Origin of the sequence: Halomonas elongata DSM 2581 (assembly GCF_000196875.2) — a bacterium.
In the GTDB taxonomy this organism is placed as follows: domain Bacteria; phylum Pseudomonadota; class Gammaproteobacteria; order Pseudomonadales; family Halomonadaceae; genus Halomonas; species Halomonas elongata.
In genome coordinates this window covers 1,798,922-1,820,002 of the sequence record NC_014532.2, presented here as the reverse complement: position 1 = coordinate 1,820,002, position 21,081 = coordinate 1,798,922, and the positions used below count along the sequence as shown (strand labels likewise).

Annotated in this window: 23 protein-coding genes; 7 read left to right on the top strand and 16 right to left on the bottom strand. The window is 64.8% G+C overall.

What is annotated here, in order from left to right; translation table 11 throughout:
• Positions 1 to 894 (bottom strand): UTP--glucose-1-phosphate uridylyltransferase GalU, encoded by an 894-nt coding sequence (galU, locus tag HELO_RS08605; protein ID WP_013332328.1) that lies wholly within the window; start codon positions 892 to 894, stop codon positions 1 to 3.
• Between the two features lie 147 nt (positions 895 to 1,041).
• Here galU and ubiG point away from each other — a divergent pair, with 147 nt between their 5' ends.
• Entirely contained in the window at positions 1,042 to 1,767 is a 726-nt protein-coding gene (gene ubiG / locus HELO_RS08600) for a bifunctional 2-polyprenyl-6-hydroxyphenol methylase/3-demethylubiquinol 3-O-methyltransferase UbiG (protein WP_013332327.1), read from the top strand.
• Complete coding sequence (locus tag HELO_RS08595) at positions 1,764 to 2,435, top strand: HAD-IA family hydrolase (RefSeq protein ID WP_013332326.1); 672 nt, start codon at positions 1,764 to 1,766, stop codon at positions 2,433 to 2,435. Before ubiG ends, HELO_RS08595 begins: the two co-directional genes overlap by 4 nt.
• Positions 2,436 to 2,496: 61 nt before the next feature.
• Here the strand turns inward: HELO_RS08595 and HELO_RS08590 are convergent, their stop codons facing one another.
• The 13 genes from HELO_RS08590 to HELO_RS08530 all read right to left on the bottom strand — a co-directional run bounded on the left by HELO_RS08590 (position 2,497) and on the right by HELO_RS08530 (position 13,865).
• Complete coding sequence (locus tag HELO_RS08590) at positions 2,497 to 3,258, bottom strand: YciK family oxidoreductase (protein WP_013332325.1); 762 nt, start codon at positions 3,256 to 3,258, stop codon at positions 2,497 to 2,499.
• 20 nt (positions 3,259 to 3,278) lie between these two features.
• Positions 3,279 to 4,085: a tol-pal system protein YbgF gene (gene ybgF, locus HELO_RS08585; RefSeq protein ID WP_013332324.1), complete on the bottom strand. Its 807-nt coding sequence runs from the start codon at positions 4,083 to 4,085 to the stop codon at positions 3,279 to 3,281.
• Between the two features lie 92 nt (positions 4,086 to 4,177).
• A complete protein-coding gene (pal, locus tag HELO_RS08580; protein WP_041602490.1) occupies positions 4,178 to 4,717 on the bottom strand; it encodes a peptidoglycan-associated lipoprotein Pal in 540 nt (179 codons plus the stop codon).
• A gap of 28 nt (positions 4,718 to 4,745) precedes the next feature.
• The gene (gene tolB, locus HELO_RS08575; protein WP_013332322.1) at positions 4,746 to 6,035 is read right to left on the bottom strand and encodes a Tol-Pal system beta propeller repeat protein TolB; all 1,290 of its coding nucleotides are present in this window, start codon (positions 6,033 to 6,035) and stop codon (positions 4,746 to 4,748) included.
• On the bottom strand, positions 6,035 to 7,183 hold the full coding sequence (gene tolA / locus HELO_RS08570; protein ID WP_013332321.1) for a cell envelope integrity protein TolA: 1,149 nt from the start codon (positions 7,181 to 7,183) through the stop codon (positions 6,035 to 6,037). The genes tolB and tolA overlap by 1 nt, the downstream gene beginning before the upstream one ends.
• A 9-nt stretch (positions 7,184 to 7,192) precedes the next feature.
• Positions 7,193 to 7,633, bottom strand: a complete 441-nt coding sequence (tolR, locus tag HELO_RS08565; protein WP_013332320.1) for a protein TolR — start codon at positions 7,631 to 7,633, stop codon at positions 7,193 to 7,195.
• 12 nt (positions 7,634 to 7,645) lie between these two features.
• Entirely contained in the window at positions 7,646 to 8,335 is a 690-nt protein-coding gene (gene tolQ / locus HELO_RS08560; protein WP_041602021.1) for a protein TolQ, read from the bottom strand.
• Between the two features lie 25 nt (positions 8,336 to 8,360).
• Positions 8,361 to 9,383, bottom strand: a complete 1,023-nt coding sequence (ruvB, locus tag HELO_RS08555; RefSeq protein WP_013332318.1) for a Holliday junction branch migration DNA helicase RuvB — start codon at positions 9,381 to 9,383, stop codon at positions 8,361 to 8,363.
• Positions 9,384 to 9,459: 76 nt separating this feature from the next.
• Positions 9,460 to 10,071 carry a Holliday junction branch migration protein RuvA gene (ruvA, locus tag HELO_RS08550; RefSeq protein WP_013332317.1) on the bottom strand — a complete coding sequence of 204 codons (612 nt, stop codon included), beginning with the start codon at positions 10,069 to 10,071 and terminating at the stop codon, positions 9,460 to 9,462.
• A 134-nt stretch (positions 10,072 to 10,205) separates the two neighbouring features.
• Positions 10,206 to 10,748 carry a crossover junction endodeoxyribonuclease RuvC gene (ruvC, locus tag HELO_RS08545; protein ID WP_013332316.1) on the bottom strand — a complete coding sequence of 181 codons (543 nt, stop codon included), beginning with the start codon at positions 10,746 to 10,748 and terminating at the stop codon, positions 10,206 to 10,208.
• Between the two features lie 164 nt (positions 10,749 to 10,912).
• On the bottom strand, positions 10,913 to 11,665 hold the full coding sequence (locus HELO_RS08540) for a YebC/PmpR family DNA-binding transcriptional regulator (protein WP_013332315.1): 753 nt from the start codon (positions 11,663 to 11,665) through the stop codon (positions 10,913 to 10,915).
• A gap of 101 nt (positions 11,666 to 11,766) precedes the next feature.
• Positions 11,767 to 13,548, bottom strand: coding sequence for an aspartate--tRNA ligase (gene aspS, locus HELO_RS08535; RefSeq protein WP_013332314.1), 1,782 nt, complete (start codon positions 13,546 to 13,548; stop codon positions 11,767 to 11,769).
• A 56-nt stretch (positions 13,549 to 13,604) separates the two neighbouring features.
• Positions 13,605 to 13,865, bottom strand: coding sequence for an FmdB family zinc ribbon protein (locus tag HELO_RS08530; RefSeq protein ID WP_041602489.1), 261 nt, complete (start codon positions 13,863 to 13,865; stop codon positions 13,605 to 13,607).
• Between the two features lie 205 nt (positions 13,866 to 14,070).
• Between HELO_RS08530 and HELO_RS08525 the strand changes: the two genes are divergently transcribed.
• The 3 genes from HELO_RS08525 to HELO_RS08515 all read left to right on the top strand — a co-directional run bounded on the left by HELO_RS08525 (position 14,071) and on the right by HELO_RS08515 (position 17,210).
• Positions 14,071 to 14,997, top strand: coding sequence for a D-2-hydroxyacid dehydrogenase (locus tag HELO_RS08525; RefSeq protein WP_013332312.1), 927 nt, complete (start codon positions 14,071 to 14,073; stop codon positions 14,995 to 14,997).
• Positions 14,998 to 15,197: 200 nt separating this feature from the next.
• The gene (locus tag HELO_RS08520) at positions 15,198 to 16,097 is read left to right on the top strand and encodes a ribokinase (RefSeq protein WP_013332311.1); all 900 of its coding nucleotides are present in this window, start codon (positions 15,198 to 15,200) and stop codon (positions 16,095 to 16,097) included.
• A 171-nt stretch (positions 16,098 to 16,268) separates the two neighbouring features.
• Positions 16,269 to 17,210, top strand: coding sequence for a nucleoside hydrolase (locus HELO_RS08515; RefSeq protein ID WP_013332310.1), 942 nt, complete (start codon positions 16,269 to 16,271; stop codon positions 17,208 to 17,210).
• Positions 17,211 to 17,216: 6 nt separating this feature from the next.
• On the opposite strand, the gene HELO_RS08510 is transcribed toward HELO_RS08515, so the two are convergent.
• Complete coding sequence (locus HELO_RS08510) at positions 17,217 to 17,489, bottom strand: acylphosphatase (RefSeq protein WP_013332309.1); 273 nt, start codon at positions 17,487 to 17,489, stop codon at positions 17,217 to 17,219.
• Positions 17,490 to 17,647: 158 nt separating this feature from the next.
• Here HELO_RS08510 and HELO_RS08505 point away from each other — a divergent pair, with 158 nt between their 5' ends.
• Positions 17,648 to 18,685 (top strand): Glu/Leu/Phe/Val family dehydrogenase, encoded by a 1,038-nt coding sequence (locus tag HELO_RS08505; protein ID WP_013332308.1) that lies wholly within the window; start codon positions 17,648 to 17,650, stop codon positions 18,683 to 18,685.
• Positions 18,686 to 18,706: 21 nt separating this feature from the next.
• Here the strand turns inward: HELO_RS08505 and HELO_RS08500 are convergent, their stop codons facing one another.
• The gene (locus tag HELO_RS08500; protein ID WP_013332307.1) at positions 18,707 to 19,789 is read right to left on the bottom strand and encodes a YihY/virulence factor BrkB family protein; all 1,083 of its coding nucleotides are present in this window, start codon (positions 19,787 to 19,789) and stop codon (positions 18,707 to 18,709) included.
• A gap of 144 nt (positions 19,790 to 19,933) precedes the next feature.
• On the opposite strand from HELO_RS08500, the gene HELO_RS08495 reads away from it, so the two are divergent.
• Positions 19,934 to 21,028, top strand: coding sequence for a bifunctional nicotinamide-nucleotide adenylyltransferase/Nudix hydroxylase (locus HELO_RS08495; RefSeq protein WP_013332306.1), 1,095 nt, complete (start codon positions 19,934 to 19,936; stop codon positions 21,026 to 21,028).
• Positions 21,029 to 21,081 lie beyond the last annotated feature (53 nt).

Sequence of the window (21,081 nt, the reverse complement as noted above, 5' to 3'; positions counted from 1 at the left end):
TTACTCCTCGCCAGTGTAACGAGTGAGCAGGTCACGGAAGCCTTCACCGTAACTGGGATGACGACGCCCGTAGGCCAGGATGGCCTCCAGGTAGCCGAGCTGGTGGCCGCAGTCATAGGTACGCCCGCGCATCCGCCAGGCATCCACTCCCTCCTCGCGGCGCAGCGTCTCGATGGCATCGGTAAGCTGGATCTCGTCGCCGGCGCCGGGCGGCGTCTCGGCCAGCAGCGGAAAGATCCGCCCCGGCAGGACATAACGACCGATCACGGCCAGATCTGAAGGTGCTTCGTCCTGTGTCGGCTTCTCGACAACTCCGGCCAGAGAACAGGCCTCTCCGGCCGCCGGTGCTTCGCCCTCGGGCGCCACGATGCCATACTTGTGCACCATGTCGTGGGGTACTTCCTCGACCATCAGCTGGCTACGACCACGACTCTCGAAGGATGCCACCATCCCGGCCAGATCATTGTTGCCGTTCAAATCGCTGTCATCGACCAGAACATCCGGCAGCAGCACGGCAAAGGGCTCATCGTCGCCGATCACCGGACGGGCACAGAGCACCGCATGGCCGAGTCCCAGCGGTTCGGACTGGCGTACGCTGATGATGTTGACATCGGAAGGCACGATGGCACGCAGCTCTTCCAGCAGCTCCCATTTGCCCTTGGCCTCGAGGCTCGCCTCGAGTTCGAAGTGCTTGTCGAAGTGGTTCTCGATGGCACTCTTGCTGCCATGCGTTACCAGCACGATGTCGCGAATACCCGCGTCCACTGCTTCCTGGACCACGTACTGGATCACTGGGCGATCGACGATGGTGATCATTTCCTTGGGAATCGCCTTGGAGGCGGGCAGGCAGCGGGTGCCAAAACCGGCAACGGGTAGAACAGCCTTGCGGATCATGAATCGGTCCCTGTCATGTCACGGGCGAATGAAATCGGGAAGCGGCATGGGAATGCGCTCCCCGGAACGGGTATCATGCACCATGATACCGAATGAGACCGCGTTCGCCACCGTGGCGAGCCGGCGACACCCCAAACGGAGAGGACGATGACGGCAAGCCAGTCCCAGATGGGCAACGTCGACGCGGCGGAGATCGCCAAGTTCGAGGCCCTGGCAGACCGCTGGTGGGACCCCAGCGGCGAATTCAAGCCCCTGCATGACATCAATCCGCTGCGCCTGGATTTCATCGATGCCCGGGCGGGACTGGCCGAGCGACGAGTGATCGACGTGGGCTGTGGCGGCGGCATCCTTTCCGAGTCCATGGCCCATCGGGGCGGCATCGTCACCGGTATTGATCTGGGCGAGGCGCCGCTGGCCGTGGCCAGGCGTCATGCCGAACAGTCCGGGCTCGATATCGATTATCGCTGCATCAGCGTCGAGGAAATGGCCGAGCAGCACCCCGGGGAATTCGACGTTGTTACCTGCCTGGAAATGCTCGAGCACGTTCCCGACCCGGCGTCCGTCGTACGGGCTTGCGCCCGGCTGGCCAAGCCCGGCGGTCATCTCGTCTTCTCGACACTCAACCGTCACCCCAAGGCCTATGCACTGGCGGTCATCGGCGCCGAGTACCTGTTGCGCATGCTGCCGCGAGGTACCCACGACTACGCCAGGTTCATCCGTCCTTCGGAACTTGCCACCTGGGCACGGGATGCCGGACTCGAGGTCCGCGAGCAGAGTGGGCTCACCTACCAGCCACTGACGCGCCGCTATCGCTTGTCGGCCAACGATGTCTCGGTCAACTATCTCATGCACTGCCGACGGGAGGCGCCTTGACTTCCAGCCTGCCGACGCTCGAGGCACTGCTCTTCGACCTGGACGGCACCCTGGTGGATACCGCGCCGGACCTGGCGCGTGCCACCAATGCCCTACGGGCGCATCACGGGATGCCGGCCCTGCCCTATCCGACGATCCGTACCCAGGTGTCCAATGGCGGCAGTGCCCTGGTGGCTCTGGCGCTTGGCCTCGACAAGGACCATCCCGACCACGCGGCGGCCAGAGACTTCCTGCTGGCCCGCTATGGCGAGGCGGTGGCCGTCGAGAGTGTCGTCTTCCCGCCTCTGGATCGACTGCTGGAAAGCTGGCAGGAAGCGAGGCGTCCCTGGGGGATTGTCACCAACAAGCCCAGGGCCTATGCAGCCCCCCTGGTGGCCGAACTCGGCCTGCGCCCCGATGTCCTGCTGTGTGCCGACGATCTGCCGGTCAAGAAGCCGGATCCGACCCCCCTGCTCGAAGCGGCGCGGCGCCTCGGCGTCGCCCCCGAGCATTGCTGGTATGTCGGCGACCATCGGCGTGACATCGAGGCCGCGCACGCCGCCGGCATGACCGCCGTGGCGGTGGGATACGGCTACATGGAAGTGGAAAACGATCACCGCGACTGGTCGGCGGATCTATGCGTCGACACCGCCGAGGAACTGACGCAGGCCCTGCTCTCCGGCGACTGATCTCCACCACGGGCAGCCGCCATGCTGCGGCCTGCCCGATGGCGGCATGTCCCCGGGTCCATCAGGCGCGAGGTGGCTGGGCGTCGAACTTTTCGCCGTTGTGGCCCCGACTGTCCGGCCCCATCAGCCACAGATAGGTGGGCATGATGTCCTCGGGCGACCTCAGGGTCATGGGATCTTCCCCCGGATAGGCGGCCTTGCGCATGGCGGTGCGGGTCGCGCCCGGATTGAGGCTGTTGATGCGCAGGCTGCCGAGATGCTCGACCTCTTCGGCCAGCACTTCCACGAATCCTTCGGTGGCAAACTTCGACACCGAGTAGGCTCCCCAATAGGCACGGCCCTTCCGCCCCACGCTCGATGAGGTGAAGATCACCGAGGCATCCTGCGAAGCCCGCAACAGCGGCAGCAGCGCCTGGGTCATCCATAGCGGGCCATTGACATTGACCTGCATGACCTGCTCCCACAGGGCGGGATCGTACTGCTCGAAGGGCGTGATGCGACCCAGCAGCCCCGCATTATGCAGGATGCCATCCAGGCGACCGAACTCCCCGTCGAGCGTCTCGGCCATGTCATGGAAGTCCTTGAGCGTCGCCCCCTCGAAGTTGAGCGGGAAGATCGCCGGCTGAGGACACCCCGCCGCCTCGATCTCGTCGTAGACCTTCTCCAGCTTGGCGATGGTCCGGCCGAGCAGGATCACGGTGGCGCCATGGCGGGCATAGCTCAGGGCAGCGGCACGACCGATTCCGTCGCCGGCACCGGTCACGAGAATGATGCGATCGGCGAGCAGGTCATCAGCAGGTTCATAGTCGATCTTGCAGGGCATCATGGCTCACCTCGCTCGGGTCAGTTGCCCGATTGCCTCAGGAAGTCATCGGCGAGATTGGCGGCACTGCTGTCGGGGTAGTCATTCTGCACCCGCTCGAGCAGCTCGCGACTGGCCTCGGGATCACCCTGACGCGCCTTGAGCAGTCCCAGCTTGTAGAGGGCGTCCGGTACCTTGTTGCTATCAGGATAGGACTCGATGACCCGATTGAAGGCGTCCGCTGCTGCATCCAGTTCGGACTCCGCGGAGTGCAGCTCGCCGAGCCAATAATAGGCATTGGCGGTCAGGCCGCTCTGCGGATAGTCGTCGATGAAGGACTGGAAGGCTTGCTTGGCGGCTCCGAAATCCCGGGCCTGCACCTTGGCGAAGGCTGCCTGATATGCCTCGCGTCCCGCGGAGTCTCCGCCCGAGGCACCCTGGTCTGGTGCAGATGAGGGGCCGGACGCTGCCGAATCTCCCTCGCTTGATGCACTGGACGACGACGGCGCCTGGCTGGAGGGAGCCGATGCGCTCCCCCCGGCCGTAGACAGGCGATCCTCGATGTCCATGTACTGCTGACGCGTCTGCTTGCGCAGCTGCTCCAGCTGATAACGCAATTCCTCGACCTGGCCACGCAGGCGGCGCAGCTCCTCCTGATTGCGCTGCACGCGGTTGAAGAGCACCAGACTGCCGCCCGCTTCCTCACGCGTGGCGGCCTGATCGTAGAAAGTACTGTCACCGGCGGACAGGTCCCTGACCACCGGTTGCTGGGCCACGGCCGGCAATGTCACGGCCAGCGGCAATCCGAGGAGACCCAGCGTGCACAGTCGTTTGAGACCCTGTCTCATCGCGTATTCCCTCGTCGCGGATGTCGACGCCGACTCGGCGCCCACGCGGGGAAGCGCTTGCGCGCTTCTCACCGCGCTTTTTCAGAATCGACTCAGTAGGCGAAGACGACCCGACGGTTCTGGGCGTAGGCTTCCTCGTTGCTGCCACGGGCGGCAGGACGCTCTTCACCGTAGCTCACGACTTCCACCTGCGACGGGGAAACCCCTTGCACGCTCAGGAATTCCTCGACGGCACCGGCACGACGCTCGCCGAGGGCGAGGTTGTATTCACGGGTGCCACGCTCGTCGGTATGCCCCTGCAGAACCACATTGGCATTGGGATTGTTGCGCAGGAAGCGGGCATGCGCATTCAGCACCGACTGGAACTCGGGACGAATCGCATCGCTGTCGAAGGCGAAATAGATGGTGCGAACCTCGGGAATGCGGGAATCGGCCATCTGGCCGGAACCATCGCCCAGGCCACTACCGCTGACCTGGCCGGTTCCGGCGCCGCTGGCACCCGCCCCGGAGCCGCTGGTCGTACCACTTCCGGACATGGAGCCGTCCTGGGTGCCACCGGTGCTCGAGCAACCGGCCACCAGGGCCAGAGAGAAGGCAACGGCCAGGGACCGGGCATAGGGCTTGAATTGCATCATAGGACTCCTTGCACTACTGGATCGATCAGTTCAGAAACGGTGACCACGCCGGTTCGCGTACGTCACCCTGGGCCGCGGGCAGTCGGAACGAGGCACGTCCGTCCGCGGATACGGCCCCCAGCACACCACGACTTCCCTGCTGGGTGGCGAAGATTACCATGGTGCCATTCGGCGCGACACTGGGCGACTCAGCCTGCTGAGCGTCGCTGATCTCGACCAGTCGCCCGTTGTCCAGATCCTGCCGGGCAACCTGATAGCCATTGTTACCCTTGTGGATCAGGAATATCGCCTCGCCGTCCGGTGCGAAACGCGCCCGGGCATTGTAGTTGCCGGTGTAGGTCAGACGCTCCGGCTCGCCGCCGCCCAGCGCCTGGCGATAGATCTGCGGCCCGCCGCTACGATCCGAGGTATAGATCAGGCTGCGGCCATCCGGCGACCAGGCCGGCTCGGTCTCGATGCTCGGGCTGTTGGTGATCCGTTGCAGGTCCCGCGAGCCGATATCGATGGTGTAGATTTCCGGCTGTCCGTCACGGGACAGCGCCACGGCCAGCTTGCGGCCATCCGGCGACCAGCTCGGTGCGCTGTTCAGGCCCTCGAAGGAAGTCAGCTTCACACGCCGGCCGCTGCTGACCTCCTGCACATAGATGGCCGGGCGCTCGCCCTCGAACGAGACATAGGCCAGCTTGCGACCGTCCGGTGACCAGGACGGCGACATGATCGGCTCGTCCGAGCTCAGCGCCTGCTGGCTGTTGTGGCCGTCGGCATCGGCGACGAAAAGCCTGAACGACATGTTGTCGCCGACGCCTTCGGAAGTGACATAGGCGATACGCGTGGAAAAGGCGCCGCGAATGCCGGTAATCGCCTCGAAGACCTGGTCGCTGATGCGGTGCGCGGCGGCACGCAGCTGGCCGGAACTCGCCGTGACGGTCTCGCCCAGCATGCGCGACTCACCACTGACATCCATCAGCTCGTAGCGCACGCGTACACCCTCGCCTTCACGGGAGACGCGACCCACCACCATGTAGCGTGTATCCAGGGCCTTCCAATCGCCGAAACGCACCTCGTCGCTGCTGGAGGGCTTCTCGAACATCGCTCCACGCTCGAGAGGCGCGAAATAGCCACTGCGTTCCAGGTCGTCGGCGACGATCTGGGCCAGATCTACGGGCAGGCTGGCCCCTTCGTCGGCGAACGGCACCACTGCGATGGGCGTGGCCTGCTCGTTGCCACGGGTGATGTCGATGGTCAGTTCGGCCTGGGCAAGCGGCGTGCAAAATAGCAGCAAGGCCGCCAGCCAGGTGGTCATCAAGGCTCTCATCAGCGAATGTCCCCCGGACGGAAGTTGAGGTTGAACTCACGATAGTCCCGCTGAACCGATGCGGGCAATTCACGCAACTCGGAAAATGGTGCGGCGGACTCCACCGCCTGGATCGCCGCGCGATCAAAAGCACTGTTGCCACTGCTGCGCGCAATGCTGGCGGAGAAGACTTCCCCGGAAGGCCCCAGCCGAATCGCCACCAGCGCATTGGCGTTATTTCCCACATTGGGCGGGATCACCCAGGCCTGCTCGACGGCCTGCCGCACGAGGTTAATGAAACCGTTGGCCGCTTGCTGGGCTTGCTCGGCGTTGGCCGCCGCCTCCGCCTCGCCGGCGATGGCACGATCGAGACTGTTCTGGGCGGCTGCTTCAGCCTTGCGCCTGGCCTCTTCCTCGGCCTTGCGCCTGGCTTCTTCCTCGGCCTTGCGTTTGGCCTCTTCCTCAGCCTTGCGTTTGGCCTCTTCCTCAGCCTTGCGTTTGGCCTCTTCCTCGGCCTTGCGTTTGGCCTCTTCCTCAGCCTTGCGCTTGGCTTCTTCCTCGGCCTTGCGTTTGGCCTCTTCCTCAGCCTTGCGCTTGGCCTCTTCCTCGGCCTTGCGTTTGGCTTCTTCCTCGGCCTTGCGTTTGGCTTCTTCCTCAGCCTTGCGCTTGGCTTCTTCCTCGGCCTTGCGTTTGGCTTCTTCCTCAGCCTTGCGCTTGGCCTCTTCCTCGGCCTGGCGCTGGCGTTCGGCTTCCTGTTGTTCGCGACGTTCTGCCTCGGCCTTGGCTTCCTCGGCTCGACGCTCGGCTTCCGCCGCAGCAGCCTGGGCAGCCTCGAGTGCCTCGGCCCGTTCCTGCTCGGCTTCCGCTTCACGTTGACGCTGTTCTTCGGCCTCGCGCTGGCGACGCGCCTCTTCTTCCTCGGCCTGACGAGTCGCCTCGTCTTCCGAGGTCTCGTCGGCCTCTGCCGACGCCTGGGGCTCGGTGGCTCGCTGAGCCTGATTCGTGGTCGTCTCGGTACTGACGAGAGTGGCCTGCACGATGGATTGGCTCGGCGGTTCACTCTCGGCCGTCGGGAAGCGAATCACGCTGATCACCAGGATGCCGAGGTGCAAGGCGACGGCAAGCAGGGTCGGCAGGCCATAGCCCACGCGTCGATGCTGTCTGGCCATGATCGTTCCTCAGGATTCCCCGGGGGGTGGCTCGGAGATCAACCCGACATTGGACACGCCGGCGGTCTGCAGGGTGCTCATCAGGGTCACCACCTGGCCGTAGGACACATTTCGGTCACCGCGCACCAGGACTCGGGTGGTGGGATGACGCTCCAGCAGGATGATCACCCTTTCACTGAGTTCATCGAGGCTCACTTGGGTCTCGTCGCCACCCAGGCTGACGAAGTATTCCCCCTCGCGGTCCACCGAGACGATGATCGGATCGCGGTCCTCGTCGTCCTCGATGGGCTGCGACGCGGTCTGCGGCAAGTCCACCTCGACGCCCTGGGTCAGCATCGGCGCGGTGATCATGAAGATCACCAGCAGCACCAGCATGACGTCGATGAACGGCACCACGTTGATCTCGTTCATCGGCTTGCGCCGACCCATGCGGTTGAAGGGTCCGTGCATGACGTCTCTCCCTCAGCCTTCGGTCGTTTCGCCGCGACCCTGCAGGTTGCGGTGCAGGATGGAATGGAATTCCTCGGCGAAATCCTCGTACTTGCCCAGCAGGCGGGACGACTCGGCGGACAGGCGGTTGTAGAAGATCACCGCAGGAATGGCCGCGAACAGCCCCATGGCCGTGGCGATCAGCGCCTCGGCGATCCAGGGCGCAACCGTGGCCAGGGTGGCCTGCTGGGCCATGGACAGTGACTGGAAGGAGCCCATGATGCCCCAGACGGTGCCGAACAGGCCGATGTAGGGGCTCGACGAAGCCACGGTGGCCAGGAACACCAGGTGCAGGTTGAGGCGGTCCTCCTCCCGCGACCAGGCCACGCGCATGCTGCGCTGTACACCATCGAGAATCGCCTGGGGGCTGCGGGTCTTGGGCAGCAGGCGATTGAACTCGCGGAAACCGGCCCGGAAGATGTGCTCGGTGCCCAGGGTATCCTGCTCCGCCGGCGTTTCCCGGTACAGTTCGTTGAGATCGACCCCGGACCAGAAGCGGTCCTCGAATTCACGATGCGCCTTGCGTGCACGGCGCATCACGAAGGTACGCTGGAAGATCACCACCCAGGACAGCAGAGAGCCGATCAGCAGCAACAGCATCACGGCCTGGACCACGCCGCTGGCGTTCATGATCAGGTGGGGAATGGACATGGCGTCGTTCACGGGAATCCTCGTCGGTCTTGGCTGATCAGTCGTGGCGCGGCGCCTGGTCGTCCGGAGCCAGGCCGAAGTGCTGCCAGGCCTGCCGGGTCACCACACGTCCACGCGCGGTACGCATCATCAGTCCCTGTTGGATCAGGTAAGGTTCAATGACGTCTTCGATGGTGTCGCGTTCCTCGCCGATGGCCGCGGCCAGCGAGTCGACGCCCACCGGCCCGCCATCGAACTTCTCGATCATCGCCAGCAGCAGGCGCCGATCCATGTGGTCCAGACCATGATGGTCCACATGCAGCATGTTCAATGCCTGGTCGGCGATCTCGGCATCGATGTGTCCGCTGCCGCGTACCTCGGCGAAGTCACGCACCCGCCGCAGCAAGCGGTTGGCGATGCGCGGCGTGCCACGTGCGCGCCTCGCCACTTCGGTGGCACCGCCGGCATCGCTGTCCACGCCCAGCAGGCCCGCCGAACGGGTGACGATCTCGGTGAGTTCCTCGACGGAATAGAACTCAAGGCGCTGGACGATGCCGAAGCGATCGCGCAGCGGTGAAGTCAGAAGCCCTGCCCGGGTCGTGGCGCCGACCAGGGTGAAGGGCGGCAGATCAAGCTTGATCGAGCGGGCCGCCGGTCCCTCACCGATGACGATGTCGAGCTGGAAGTCCTCCATGGCGGGATACAGGACCTCTTCCACCACCGCGGAGAGCCGATGAATCTCGTCGATGAACAGCACGTCGCCGGGCTGCAGGTTGGTGAGCATCGCCGCCAGGTCGCCGGCCTTTTCCAGCACCGGTCCCGAGGTGGCCTTGAGGCCCACGTCCATCTCGGTGGCGATGATGTTGGCAAGCGTCGTCTTGCCGAGCCCGGGCGGGCCGAACACCAGGGTGTGGTCCAGGCTCTCGCCCCGCCCCCGGGCGGCGCTGATGAAGATATCGAGCTGTTCGCGGACCCGCGTCTGACCGATGTAATCGCTCAGATGCCGAGGACGGATGGCGTGATCGAGCCGCCCTTCGCCGTCCCGGGTCTCGGCGCCGATCAGTCGGTCGGTTTCCAGCATGCGAATCCTCCCTTGGGCGAACACGGCGTGAGCGCCGATATGGCGTCATGGCCCCGGCGAGCGGCAACCCTCATGGTCAGCCCGCCATGCGACGCGCGAGCGCCGCCTTGATCATGGCCTCCGTGCTGCCCTCATCCTCGAGGCCGGACAGCATGCGCGTGGCCTCCGACGGCTTGTAGCCAAGGCTGACCAGCGCGGCCTCGGCATCGGCCAGCGGATCCTTGGGGGACGGCGTCGTGGCTCCCATCCCGGCATCGCCGGCGGACACTTGCGTACTGTCCTGCCAATGCGGGAAACGATCCCGCATTTCGATGACCAGCCGCTCGGCGGTCTTCTTGCCGACGCCCGGCAAGCGGGTCAGGGCCTTGATATCGTCATCCATCACGCAGCGGATGAAAGCGTCCTCATCCATGCCGGACAGAATCGCCAGGGCCAGCTTGGGCCCGATGCCGTTGACCTTGATCAGGGCGCGGAACAGGGAACGTTCCTGCTCACGGGCGAAACCGTACAATAGATGGGCATCGTCACGAACGCTGAGATGGGTGTACAGCGACACGTCTTCCCCGCAGCCGGGTAGTGCCACCAGTGTGGTCATCGAGGCTTCGAGTTCGTAGCCGACTCCGGCCACGTCCACCACCAGCCAGGGCGGCTGTTTTTCCAGCAGTGTGCCTCTCAGGCGTCCGATCATGGTGTGTCACAATCCTTGGTCATGAATCCGTCGTGGCGGCGCGCGCCGCGACCACTATACTGGTCCCCCAGCCGGCTTGCCAGCCCGCTTGAACGGCGTTCGATAATCCTTCCGAACGTCGCCATGCGGCGACATCAGGAGGGACGAAAATCCCGCCATGACGTCCCCTTTCCCCGGCGGCGGCCACCGCCGTAACTGCCTCGATTGATCAGCCCCAGGCGCGCGTGGGCATGGGTCAAGGCAATCGCCAGGGCATCCGCCGCATCGGCCTGGGGCGAGCCGTCCAGTCCCAGGACAGCCGTCACCATATGCTGAACCTGGCGCTTGTCCGCCCCGCCGCCGCCGGTCACGGCCTGCTTGATCTGGCGCGGCCCGTACTCGCTGACCGGCAGGCCATGATTGGCCGCACAGACGATGGCGGTGCCCCTGGCCTGGCCGAGCTTGAGGGCGGAATCGGCGTTCTTGGCCATGAACACCTGCTCAATGGCGAACTCGCCGGGACCATGCATGCCGATCAACTCGCTGATACCGGCATAGACCTGCGCCAGGCGCTGTGCCAGGTCATCGCCCCGGGTGCGAATGCAACCACTGGCCACGTAACGCGGCGTGGGGGTGGTGACATCCAGCACGCCGTAACCGGTGATCCGCGATCCCGGATCGATCCCCAGGATCAGCATCGTCGACCTCCCGGCTGAATGAGGCGACAGCGCCCTCGCGACATCCTGTCGACGGCATGCACCACCGAGCCACGATTCCTCATGTTCACTCTTTACTCCTCATGCAGTGACTCGGACTCGAGGCGTGCATCATCGATGCATCGAGAGCGCCCTGGCGCACGGTTTCAATCCTGCAACTCATCCATGATGGCATCGGCAAAGTCGGCATTGGTGTAAACATTCTGCACATCATCCAGGTCCTCGAGCCGATCCACCAGCTTGATGATGCGCTGGCCCAGCTCGACATCCTCGATTCTGGCGTAGTTATCCGGATACAGGCCGACATCACTGGCCGTCGGCTCGAGTCCCGCCTCGACCAGGGCATCCTTGACCGCACCGAAGCTGTCCGGCGAGGTCACCACCTCCAGGCGACCGTCCTCGAGGGTTTCGATTTCCTCGGGCTCGGCCTCCAGTGTCGCCTCCATGGCGGCCTCCTCGGTTGCGCCCTCAGGCAACGTCAGACGGCCCTGCCGATGGAACATGAAGGCCACCGAACCAGTAGTGCCGAGATTGCCACCCTGCTTGTTGAAGGCATGTCGCACCTCGGAGACGGTCCGGTTACGGTTATCGGTCATCGCCTCGACCATCACGGCGACGCCCTCGGGACCATAGCCCTCGTAGACGACTTCTTCCATGTCGTCGCCTTCGCTGTTGCCGGCCCCCCGATCCACCGCGCGCTGGATGGTGTCCTTGGTCATGTTGTTGGCCAGGGCCTTGTCGATGGCGGCACGCAGACGGGGGTTGTCGTTCGGCTCTCCACCGCCATGACGCGCGGCCACGGTCAGCTCACGGATCAACTTGGTGAAGATCTTGCCCCGCTTGGCATCCTGGGCGGCCTTGCGATGCTTGATGTTGGCCCACTTGCTGTGACCTGCCATGGAACTCCCTCATTCAAGATGGTGAATTCACGTCACTTGCATACGACACCGGCGCCTCTGGGGCGCCGGTTCGCATGATGACGATGAAAGTCTCGGCGCCGTCAGTCGCCGGCATTCTCCGTCTTGGCCTTCTGCCGCAGGCGAATGTTCAGCTCCTTGAGCTGCTGGCCGCTGACCTCGCCCGGTGCGTCGGTCATCAGGCAGGCGGCGCTCTGGGTCTTCGGGAAGGCGATCACTTCACGAATCGTGCGCGCCCCGCCCATCAGCATGACCAGGCGGTCCAGGCCGAATGCCAGGCCGCCATGGGGCGGTGCGCCGTACTGCAGGGCGTCGAGCAGGAAGCCGAACTTCTCCCGGGCCTCTTCTTCGCCGATACCCAGGGATGCCAACACGGCCTGCTGCATCGTCTGATCGTGGATACGGATCGAACCGCCGCCGAGCTCGGTGCCGTTGAGCACCATGTCATAGGCGCGGGACAGCGCCTCGGCGGGCCGCTGCTTGAGCGTCTCGACATCGCAGGACGGCGCGGTGAACGGATGGTGCAGTGCCTGCAGGCGGCCGTTGTCGTCTTCTTCGAACATCGGGAAATCGACCACCCAGAGCGGCGACCACTCGGCGGTGTAGAGGTCGAGATCCTCGCCCAGACGCACGCGCAGCGCGCCCAGCGCCTCGTTGACGATGCGTGCCTTGTCGGCGCCGAAGAAGATGATGTCGCCGTCCTCGGCACCGACCCGATCCAGCAGCGGCTCGATCACGCCGTCCATGAACTTGACGATGGGCGACTGCAGCCCTTCGATGCCGCTGGCCCGATCGTTGACCTTGATCCAGGCCAGGCCGCGAGCCCCATAGATGCCGACGAAGTTGGTGTAGTCGTCGATCTCCTTGCGCGACAGCGAAGCGCCACCCTTGACCTTGAGCGCCGCGACGCGACCGTCATCGGCGTTGGCCGGGCCGGAGAACACCTTGAAGTCGACATCCTTCATCAGGTCATCGACATCGACAAGTTCCAGCGGGATGCGCAGGTCCGGCTTGTCGGAACCGAAGCGCTGCATGGCCTCCGCATAGGGCATGCGCGGGAACTCGGGCAATTCGACATCCAGCACTTCCTGGAACAACTGGCGAATCATCCCTTCGGTGATGGCCATGATGTCGTCTTCCTCGACGAAGGAAGCCTCGATGTCGATCTGGGTGAATTCCGGCTGACGATCGGCGCGCAGGTCCTCGTCCCGGAAGCACTTGGCGATCTGGTAGTAGCGGTCGAAGCCGGACACCATCAGCAGCTGCTTGAAAAGCTGCGGCGATTGCGGCAGCGCGAAGAAGCTGCCCGCATGGGTGCGGCTGGGCACCAGGTAGTCCCGCGCGCCTTCCGGGGTCGCCCGGGTCAGGATCGGCGTCTCGATATCCAGGAATCCCTGGTTCTCGAGATAGGCCCGCACGGTGTGCGAGATCCGCGAGCGCAGGCGCAGCTTGTCGATCATCTCGGGGCGGCGCAGGTCGATGTAGCGGTGCTTGAGGCGAATCTCCTCGCCGACCTTGCCGTGCTCGTCGAGCTGGAAGGGAGGCGTCGCCGCCGTGTTGAGCACCTCGACGTCCTTGGCCAGCACCTCGATCATGCCCGTCGGCATGTTGGGGTTCTGGGTACCTTCCGGGCGCAGGCGGATTCGACCGACGATGCGCAGCACATATTCGTTGCGAGCACGGTCGGCGTTGGCAAAGGCCTCGGCGGTATCGGGATCGACCACGACCTGGGCGATACCGTCACGGTCGCGCATGTCGAGGAAGATCACTCCACCGTGGTCACGGCGGCGATGCACCCAACCGCACAGGGTGACCGTCTGGTCCACCATGGTCTCGTTCAACTGGCCGCAATAATGGCTGCGCATGTCGTATCCTGTTTTTCGTGTTCCGTGAGTAGAGTGAAACGGCAAATCGGCACGGCTCAGGCCGCCGTACCGTCCTTGCTCGATGTCTCGGCGGTCTTGCCGCTCTCGTTGCCACCGGCCAGATTCTTCTTGCTGCCGGTCTTGAAATCGGTCTCGTACCAGCCACCGCCGGCCAGACGGAAGCCTGCGGCGGATACCAGCCGACCCAGTTCGGCCCGCTCGCAGGCCGGACAGTCGGTCAGCGGAGCGGCACTGAGCTTCTGCAACTTTTCCAGACGATGGCCGCAGGCCTTGCACTCATATTCGTAGATGGGCATGGTCATGATTCTCCCGGTAACGATGTCCCATGAGCGCCGCGACGGTGCGCGGTCGCGATGCGCGTTATGCATCGTTGTGCGATATAGGGTCGGCCCGCGGATAATCCAAGCCTGACGCGAAGGCCGAACATTATAGCCCGTTGGACGCCCCGAGGCCCAGCCCCGGGAAGCGCCCCGCCACTGTCGTCGACACAAGGATCACGCCATGCACGCAGTCATTCTCGATGCCGCCAGTCTCGGACCGGACGTCGACCTCTCGCCTATCGAGAACCGGGTCAGCCGCCTGACGCGCCACGACTTCACATCCGCCGACGAGGCCGCCGAACGGCTCGCCGAGGCCGATGTCGCCATCGTCAACAAGGTGAAGCTCGACGCCGAGACCCTAAAGGCCCTGCCCCGGCTGCGCCTGATCTGCGTGCTGGCCACTGGCACCAACAACATCGACATGAGTGCCGCCGAGCGCCTGGGTATCCCGGTACGCAACGTCACCGCCTATGGCACGGCCAGCGTGGCCCAGCACAGCCTGATGATGATCCTCGCCCTCGCCGCTCAGTTGCCACGCTATCAGGACGATGTCGTCCGCGGGCGCTGGAACACGAGCCCCTTCTTCTGCCTGCTGGAGCACCGAACCCTGCAACTCGAAGGCAAGCATCTGGTGATCGTCGGCCAGGGAGAACTCGGCAACCGGGTGGCCAAGCTGGCCGAGGGGCTGGGCATGCAGGTGAGCTTCGCCGCACGACCGGGTGCCGAGGACGATCACCGCCCAGGCCTTGCCGACCTGGTGCCATCGGCCGATGTGGTCAGCCTTCACTGCCCGCTTACCGAGGCCACCCGTCACTTGATCGACGCGACCATGCTCGACCGCTTCAAGTCCTCCGCACTGCTGATCAACTGTGCCCGCGGCGGTATCATCGATGAGGACGCCGCCCTGGCCGCGCTCCGCGAAGGCCGCTTGGGAGGCCTTGGAGTCGATGTGCTGCCCGAGGAGCCGCCCCGGGACGGCCATCCCCTGCTGGACGCCCTCGCCGAACCGCTGAATTTGATCGTGACACCCCACAACGCCTGGATCACCCCCGAGGCCCGTCAGCGCATCGTAGAACTGACAGCGCAGAATCTTGTGGATCCGGCCTGATCTCTTGAGAGACGGAGGCTGCTTCGCTCCCGGCCCTGGTTTCTTCACGGCAGGGAGTCGAGCTGTGATCTTGAAGGAGGATAACGGTATAAAATCGATACGGGAAGAGTGTACAACTTGCGCCCCTCCTTTCGGGCTTGGATACTCGTGTCCCATGAACGCCTCCCCTCAAATTCCTGACATCACATTCGGACGTCGGCATGCTGCATAATTTCGGCTCGATCAACCTCGACCACTTCTATCGTGTCCCTCATCTGGTTCGTCCGGGGGAAACCCTTGCCGGGCACGACTACCGCGTCGGCCTCGGCGGCAAGGGAGCCAACCAGTCGCTGGCCATGGCCCGCGCCGGAGGGAAGGTGCGGCACTGGGGGCGCCTCGGCCGACATGATGCCTGGGCCAAGGAACTGCTGGAGCAGGCGGGAGTGGACACCGACAGCATTGCGCTCGTCGACGAACCCGGCGGCCATGCCATCATCCAGGTCGACGACCATGGCGAGAACGCCATTCTGCTCTTCCCCGGCGCCAACCATGGCTTCAGCGAAGCGGGGCTGAGCGAGCTGATCGAAGCCGCCGATCCGGGCGACTGGCTGCTCGCCCAGAACGAATGCAATGCGCTGGCCAAGGCACTGGAACTCGCCCACGCCAGAGGCTTGAACATCGCCTTCAACCCGGCTCCGATGACCGAGGATGTGGCCGCCCTGCCGCTGGAACTGTGTCGGCTGCTGTTCGTCAATCGCGGCGAAGCCGAGGAACTTACCGGACTGCCGGAAGGGGCTGCGGCGAGCGAGCTGCTCGACGCCCTGACCGAGCGTCTGCCGGACACGGAAACGGTGCTGACCCTGGGCGGTGAAGGCGCCTGGTATCAGCATGGCGAGACGCGACTCTTCCAGCCGCCCCTGCCGGTCACGCCGCGCGACACCACGGCCGCCGGCGATACCTTCATCGGTTATTATCTCGCCGCCCGGCAGGCCGAGTTGCCGGTCGAAACCTGCCTCGCGCGCGCCGCCACTGCTGCCGCCATCGGCGTCCAGCGCCTCGGCGCCACCGAGAGCATCCCTGAGCTTGCCGATGTCGAAGCCCTGCTTGAACAGGACACTTAGAGCGCATTTCCAGGCTTTCAATGACAGTGGGCGACGGGGATAAGACGAAGCGAAGGTTCTCGCCCAGGGAAGGGTTCACAGCGCCCTAGCGATGGCCCGACACTTCGGGGCTTGTCGCCGAAAAGCCCCATTGGGTTTTGAAAGTCTCCTCAACCCGGACAAGGAGCCACCATGACACATCCGATCATCTTCGATACCGATCCGGGCGTGGACGACGCCCAGGCGATCGCCATCGCCCTGGCGCATCCGGAGATCGAACTGCTGGGCATGACCACGACCTATGGCAACGTGGATGTCAGCACCGCGACCCACAACGCCCTGCTGCTGGCTCAACTGGCCGACAAGTCGATTCCGGTGGCCCAGGGGGCGGCAGCACCGCTGGTCAAGCCCCGCCACCCGGCGCCGGCCCACATCCACGGTGCCAATGGCCTCGGCGACATCGAGCTGCCGAGCCTGCAGGGGCAGGCCGAATCGCGCAGTGCCGCCCAGTTCATCGTCGACACCGTCAACGCGCGCCCTGGCGAAGTCTCGCTGGTCGCCGTCGGCCCGCTCGGCAATCTGGCCGCTGCCCTGCAGCTCGACCCCATGCTGGTCGACAAGGTCAAGCAGGTGGTGGTGATGGGCGGCTCGATCAGGGAAGGCGGTAATGTCACGCCCGTGGCCGAAGCCAATATCTTCAACGACCCTCATGCCGCCGCCCGGGTGCTGACCGCCGGCTGGCCGCTGGTCATGGTGGGCCTCGACGTGACCCACCGCTGCGTGCTCTCGCCTTCTCACATGGCACGCATCGAGGCCGGCCAAGGCAAGCTCGGCAAGGTGCTGGCCGGCAGCTATGCCTTCTATCGCGACTTCTACCAGGAGATGCTGGGCATCGACGGCTGCTGCCCTCACGACAGCTGTGCCCTGGCCTGGCTGGTACGACCGGAGCTGTTCACCACCCATCGCGGCCATCTCAACGTGGCCACCGAAGGCGAGGCCGAGGGCCAGACCATCTTCGCGCCGGAAAATCGCGGCTACATCGAACCGCGCTGGTCGCAGACCCCGCTGGCCGATGTCTGTCTCGGTGTCGACGGCGCCGCCGTCGTCGAGTGGATCACCGAAACCCTCGCCTGATGGAGGTCAGCCGGTCGTGAAGGTATCCGGCTCATGCGCTTCCACCCCTTCCAGTTCGACATGGGTCACCCGGGCATCGGGTGGCCCCGTCCAGAGCCATTCGCCAAGCTCGCGCACTGCCTCGGCACGACCACACATCAGCACCTCGACACGCCCATCGGGCAGATTGCGCGCATGACCGGTCACGCCGAGCTGCAGCGCCTTCTCCTGGGTCGCGCGTCGGTACCAGACACCCTGGACCTTGCCGGTCACCAGGGCCTTCACGCAGCGCCTTTCCATGCTGTCTCCTCCCGCGTCGAATAATCCGCTACTGATTCGAGAGACTAGTCTTTAAGATGACACAAGGACATCGCCCGGCCAAAAGCCACCGCGATGCCGCGCTCGTCCTACCCGGACGGCGAGCCCACAACAATCATCCTCAAAAGGGAGTCTTCATCATGACGGTCTTCTCTCACCCCGACTTCGACCATCACCAGCGTATCGTCTTCGGCGCCGATGCCGCGAGCGGTCTGCGTGCCATCATCGCCATCCACAATACCCGGCGAGGCCCTGCACTGGGCGGCCTGCGCATCTACCCCTACGCCAGCGACGATGAGGCACTGACCGATGTGCTGCGCCTGTCACGCGGCATGACCTACAAGTCGGCACTGGCCGATCTGCCCCTGGGCGGTGGCAAGGCCGTGATCATCGCCGACCCGCGTCGCGACAAGACCCCGGAACTGCTGCGCGCCATGGGCCGCCTGGTCGATTCGCTGAACGGCGACTACATCACCGCCGAGGATTCCGGTTCGAGCGAGGCCGATATGCGGGTGATTGCGGAAACCACCGAGCATGTCGGCGGCCTCGGCCACGATGGCGTTTCCGGCGACCCTTCGCCCTTCACCGCCAAGGGCGTCTTCTGCGCCATGCGCAGCGCCGTGCGCCACGGCCTGGGTCGCGATGATTTCGATGGACTACGCGTGGGCATTCAGGGCGTCGGCCATGTCGGCGCCCAACTGGCGCGACAGCTCCACGAGGCCGGGGCTCGCCTGATCCTCACCGACGTCGACCGTGATGCCCTGGGCCAGCTCGCTGCGTCCCTAGAGGCGGACATCACCACGCCCGAGGCCATCGCCGAAGCGGATGTCGACGTCTTCGCGCCCTGCGCCATGGGCGCCGCCCTTTCAGCTTCCGTGGTCGAGCGGCTCAAGGCCCGGGTGGTGTGCGGTGCGGCCAACAATCAGTTGGCCAGTCCGGACATCGCCGACCTGTTGAAGGCTCGCGGCATTCTCTACACCCCGGATTATGTCGCCAATGCCGGCGGCGTGATCGAGATCGCCTGGCAGCGACGCCACGATTATCGACGGGACGCCGTCATGGCGCATATTGCCGGTATCGAGACCACCCTGGACGAAATCTTCGAGCGCGCCCGCCGGGAAGACAGCGACCCCAACAGCGTGGCCGATGCCCTGGCCCGGGAACGCTTCCGCGGCTGACGGCAGCCGACGGCCCGGGCGTCAGTCTGAATTCCGGGCCGTCGACTCGGGCGAGGCTTCGTCCTGAGCCGGGCGCTGAGCGTCATCGGTTGCAGACGCTTCGCTCGCTTTCCTGCGCCTGCCTGGCCAGGAAGGCATCTTCAGGCGCTTGCCCCGCTCTTCACGCGCTTCATCGAGCAGTTCGCGCTTGACCAGCACGGCACTGTTGCGCGGTATCACCTCCTGCCCCTTGGCCACCAGATGACACTTGGTGAAGGCCGCGCCGAACAACAGGATCAGCGAGGAGTAATAGACCCACAGCAACACCACCACCACCGAGCCGGCAGCGCCATATGCGGAAGCCGTGGCCGTGTAGGCCAGATAGACGGAGATAGCTGTACGCCCCACGGCGAACAGCAAGGCGGTGACGACCGCGCCCACCAGTACATCGCGCCAGCGCAGCACCACATCAGGCAGGACCTTGAAGATGGTCGCGAACAGCGCCGAGACCAGGGCCAGCGACACCAGGAATTCCGCGCCATTGGTCAGGAAACCGACGAACGGCAGCAGCCCATCGGCGGCCTTGAGCATCGCCTTGACCATCACCCCGAGCGCCAGCGACACCAGCAGTATGAAGCCGATCGACAGCACCACGGTCAGCGACAGGGTCCGGTTCTTGATGAAGATCCACAGGCTGTTGCTGCTCGGGCGCGCAGTGACGCCCCATAGCGTATTCAACGAGAACTGCATCTGGCCGAACACCGTGGTCGCACCGACCACCAGGGCGCCCAGGCCGAGCAGGGTCGGCATCAGTCCGGATTCCTGGATGCGCGACTGGGCCACGGCGTTCTGCACCAGCTCGGCGGCGCTCGCTCCCATGGTGCCCTCGAGCTGGGCGACGATCTGCCCCTGGGCCGCGTCCTCGCCCAGCACCAGGCCGATCACGGTCACCGCGATGATGACCGTCGGCGCCAGCGAGAACAGCGTATAGAACGCCAGCGAGCCGGCATAGCTGAAGGCATTGCGCTCCAGCCAGAGCTTTACCGCATCACGTACCACCGTCCACCAGAACAGGACGAAATCGCGAACCAGGGTCCAGACAGTCATCACGCTTTGCTTGATCACGACAGTTCCTCACATTCCCTTGCAGACCTGACAGCATACCGAAGCCTGTCACCGAGGTGCAGGGGCAAGCCGCGGCACGGACAGAGAATTGCGTGCTCAAAGACGGGTCACCATAATGGGCCTTTGCCTGCCTGGAGCGATGCCATGACCGCGACGCCAGACGCCGAACCCCACGAATACGATTTCGACTGTCTGGTCTTCATCGGCCGTTTCCAGCCCACGCATCTCGGCCATCTGGCGGTCATCCACCAGGCCCTCAAGCGTGCCCGCCAGGTCATCGTGCTGATCGGCTCCGCCTGGCAGGCCCGCTCGCTGCGCAACCCCTGGCGCTTCGACGAACGCCGCCGCATGCTGCGCAGCGCCTTCGACGACGAGGACAACGAACGCCTCGAGATCGTGCCGCTGCTTGACGCCCTCTACAACAACGATGTCTGGGTTCGTGATGTGCAGCGCAAGGTGCGCGACATCGCCTCTCCCAGCCATGCCCGACTGCCGCGCATCGGCCTGATCGGCGCCAGTCGCGGCCAATCGAGCTACTATCTTTCGCTCTTCCCCCAATGGGAGTCGGTCAGCGTGCCGATGGTCGAGGGCATCTCGGCCAGCCAGATCCGCGAGCGGCTGTTCCGCTCACCGATCGCCGCCGCCGATTACGCCAGCGCCGGCGCCTCCCATGAGCTCCCGCCCGGCGTGATCGACGGCATCAAGCAATTCCTCGAGACCGAGGCCTATCAACAGCTGGTCGAGGAGCAGGGCCTGCTGGATCAATACCGGCGTGCCTGGGCACAGGCGCCCTACCCGCCGATCTTCGTCACCGTCAGCGCGGTGGTAGTGCAATCCGGCCACATCCTGCTGGTCAAGCGCACCGCGGCACCGGGCAAGGGGCTCCTTGCCCTGCCCGGAGGCTTCATCAATCCGCAGGAACGCCTGCTGGATGCCTGCCTGCGTGAACTTCGCGAACGGGTACGCCTCAAGGTGCCGGAACCCGTGCTCAAGGGCTCGTTGCGCGGCCAGCGGCTTTTCGACGAGCCGCACCGAAGCTGGCGTGGCCGAACCCTGGCCGAGGCCTTCTACTTCGCCCTGCGTCCGGACCAGCAGCTACCCCGCCTGAAGCCGGTCAAGGGTGGCGACCATGCGCGCTGGGTCCCGCTGGCCGACCTCGAGCCGGATACCCTGTTCGAAGACCACTTCTTTATCATCCAGAACTTTCTGGGCCTGCCCGCCGACTTCAGCAGTCCCTGACGGGAAGGGTCCGGCCCAGGGGACAGGAATTTCCGTGTCGGGCACAGCAGGCA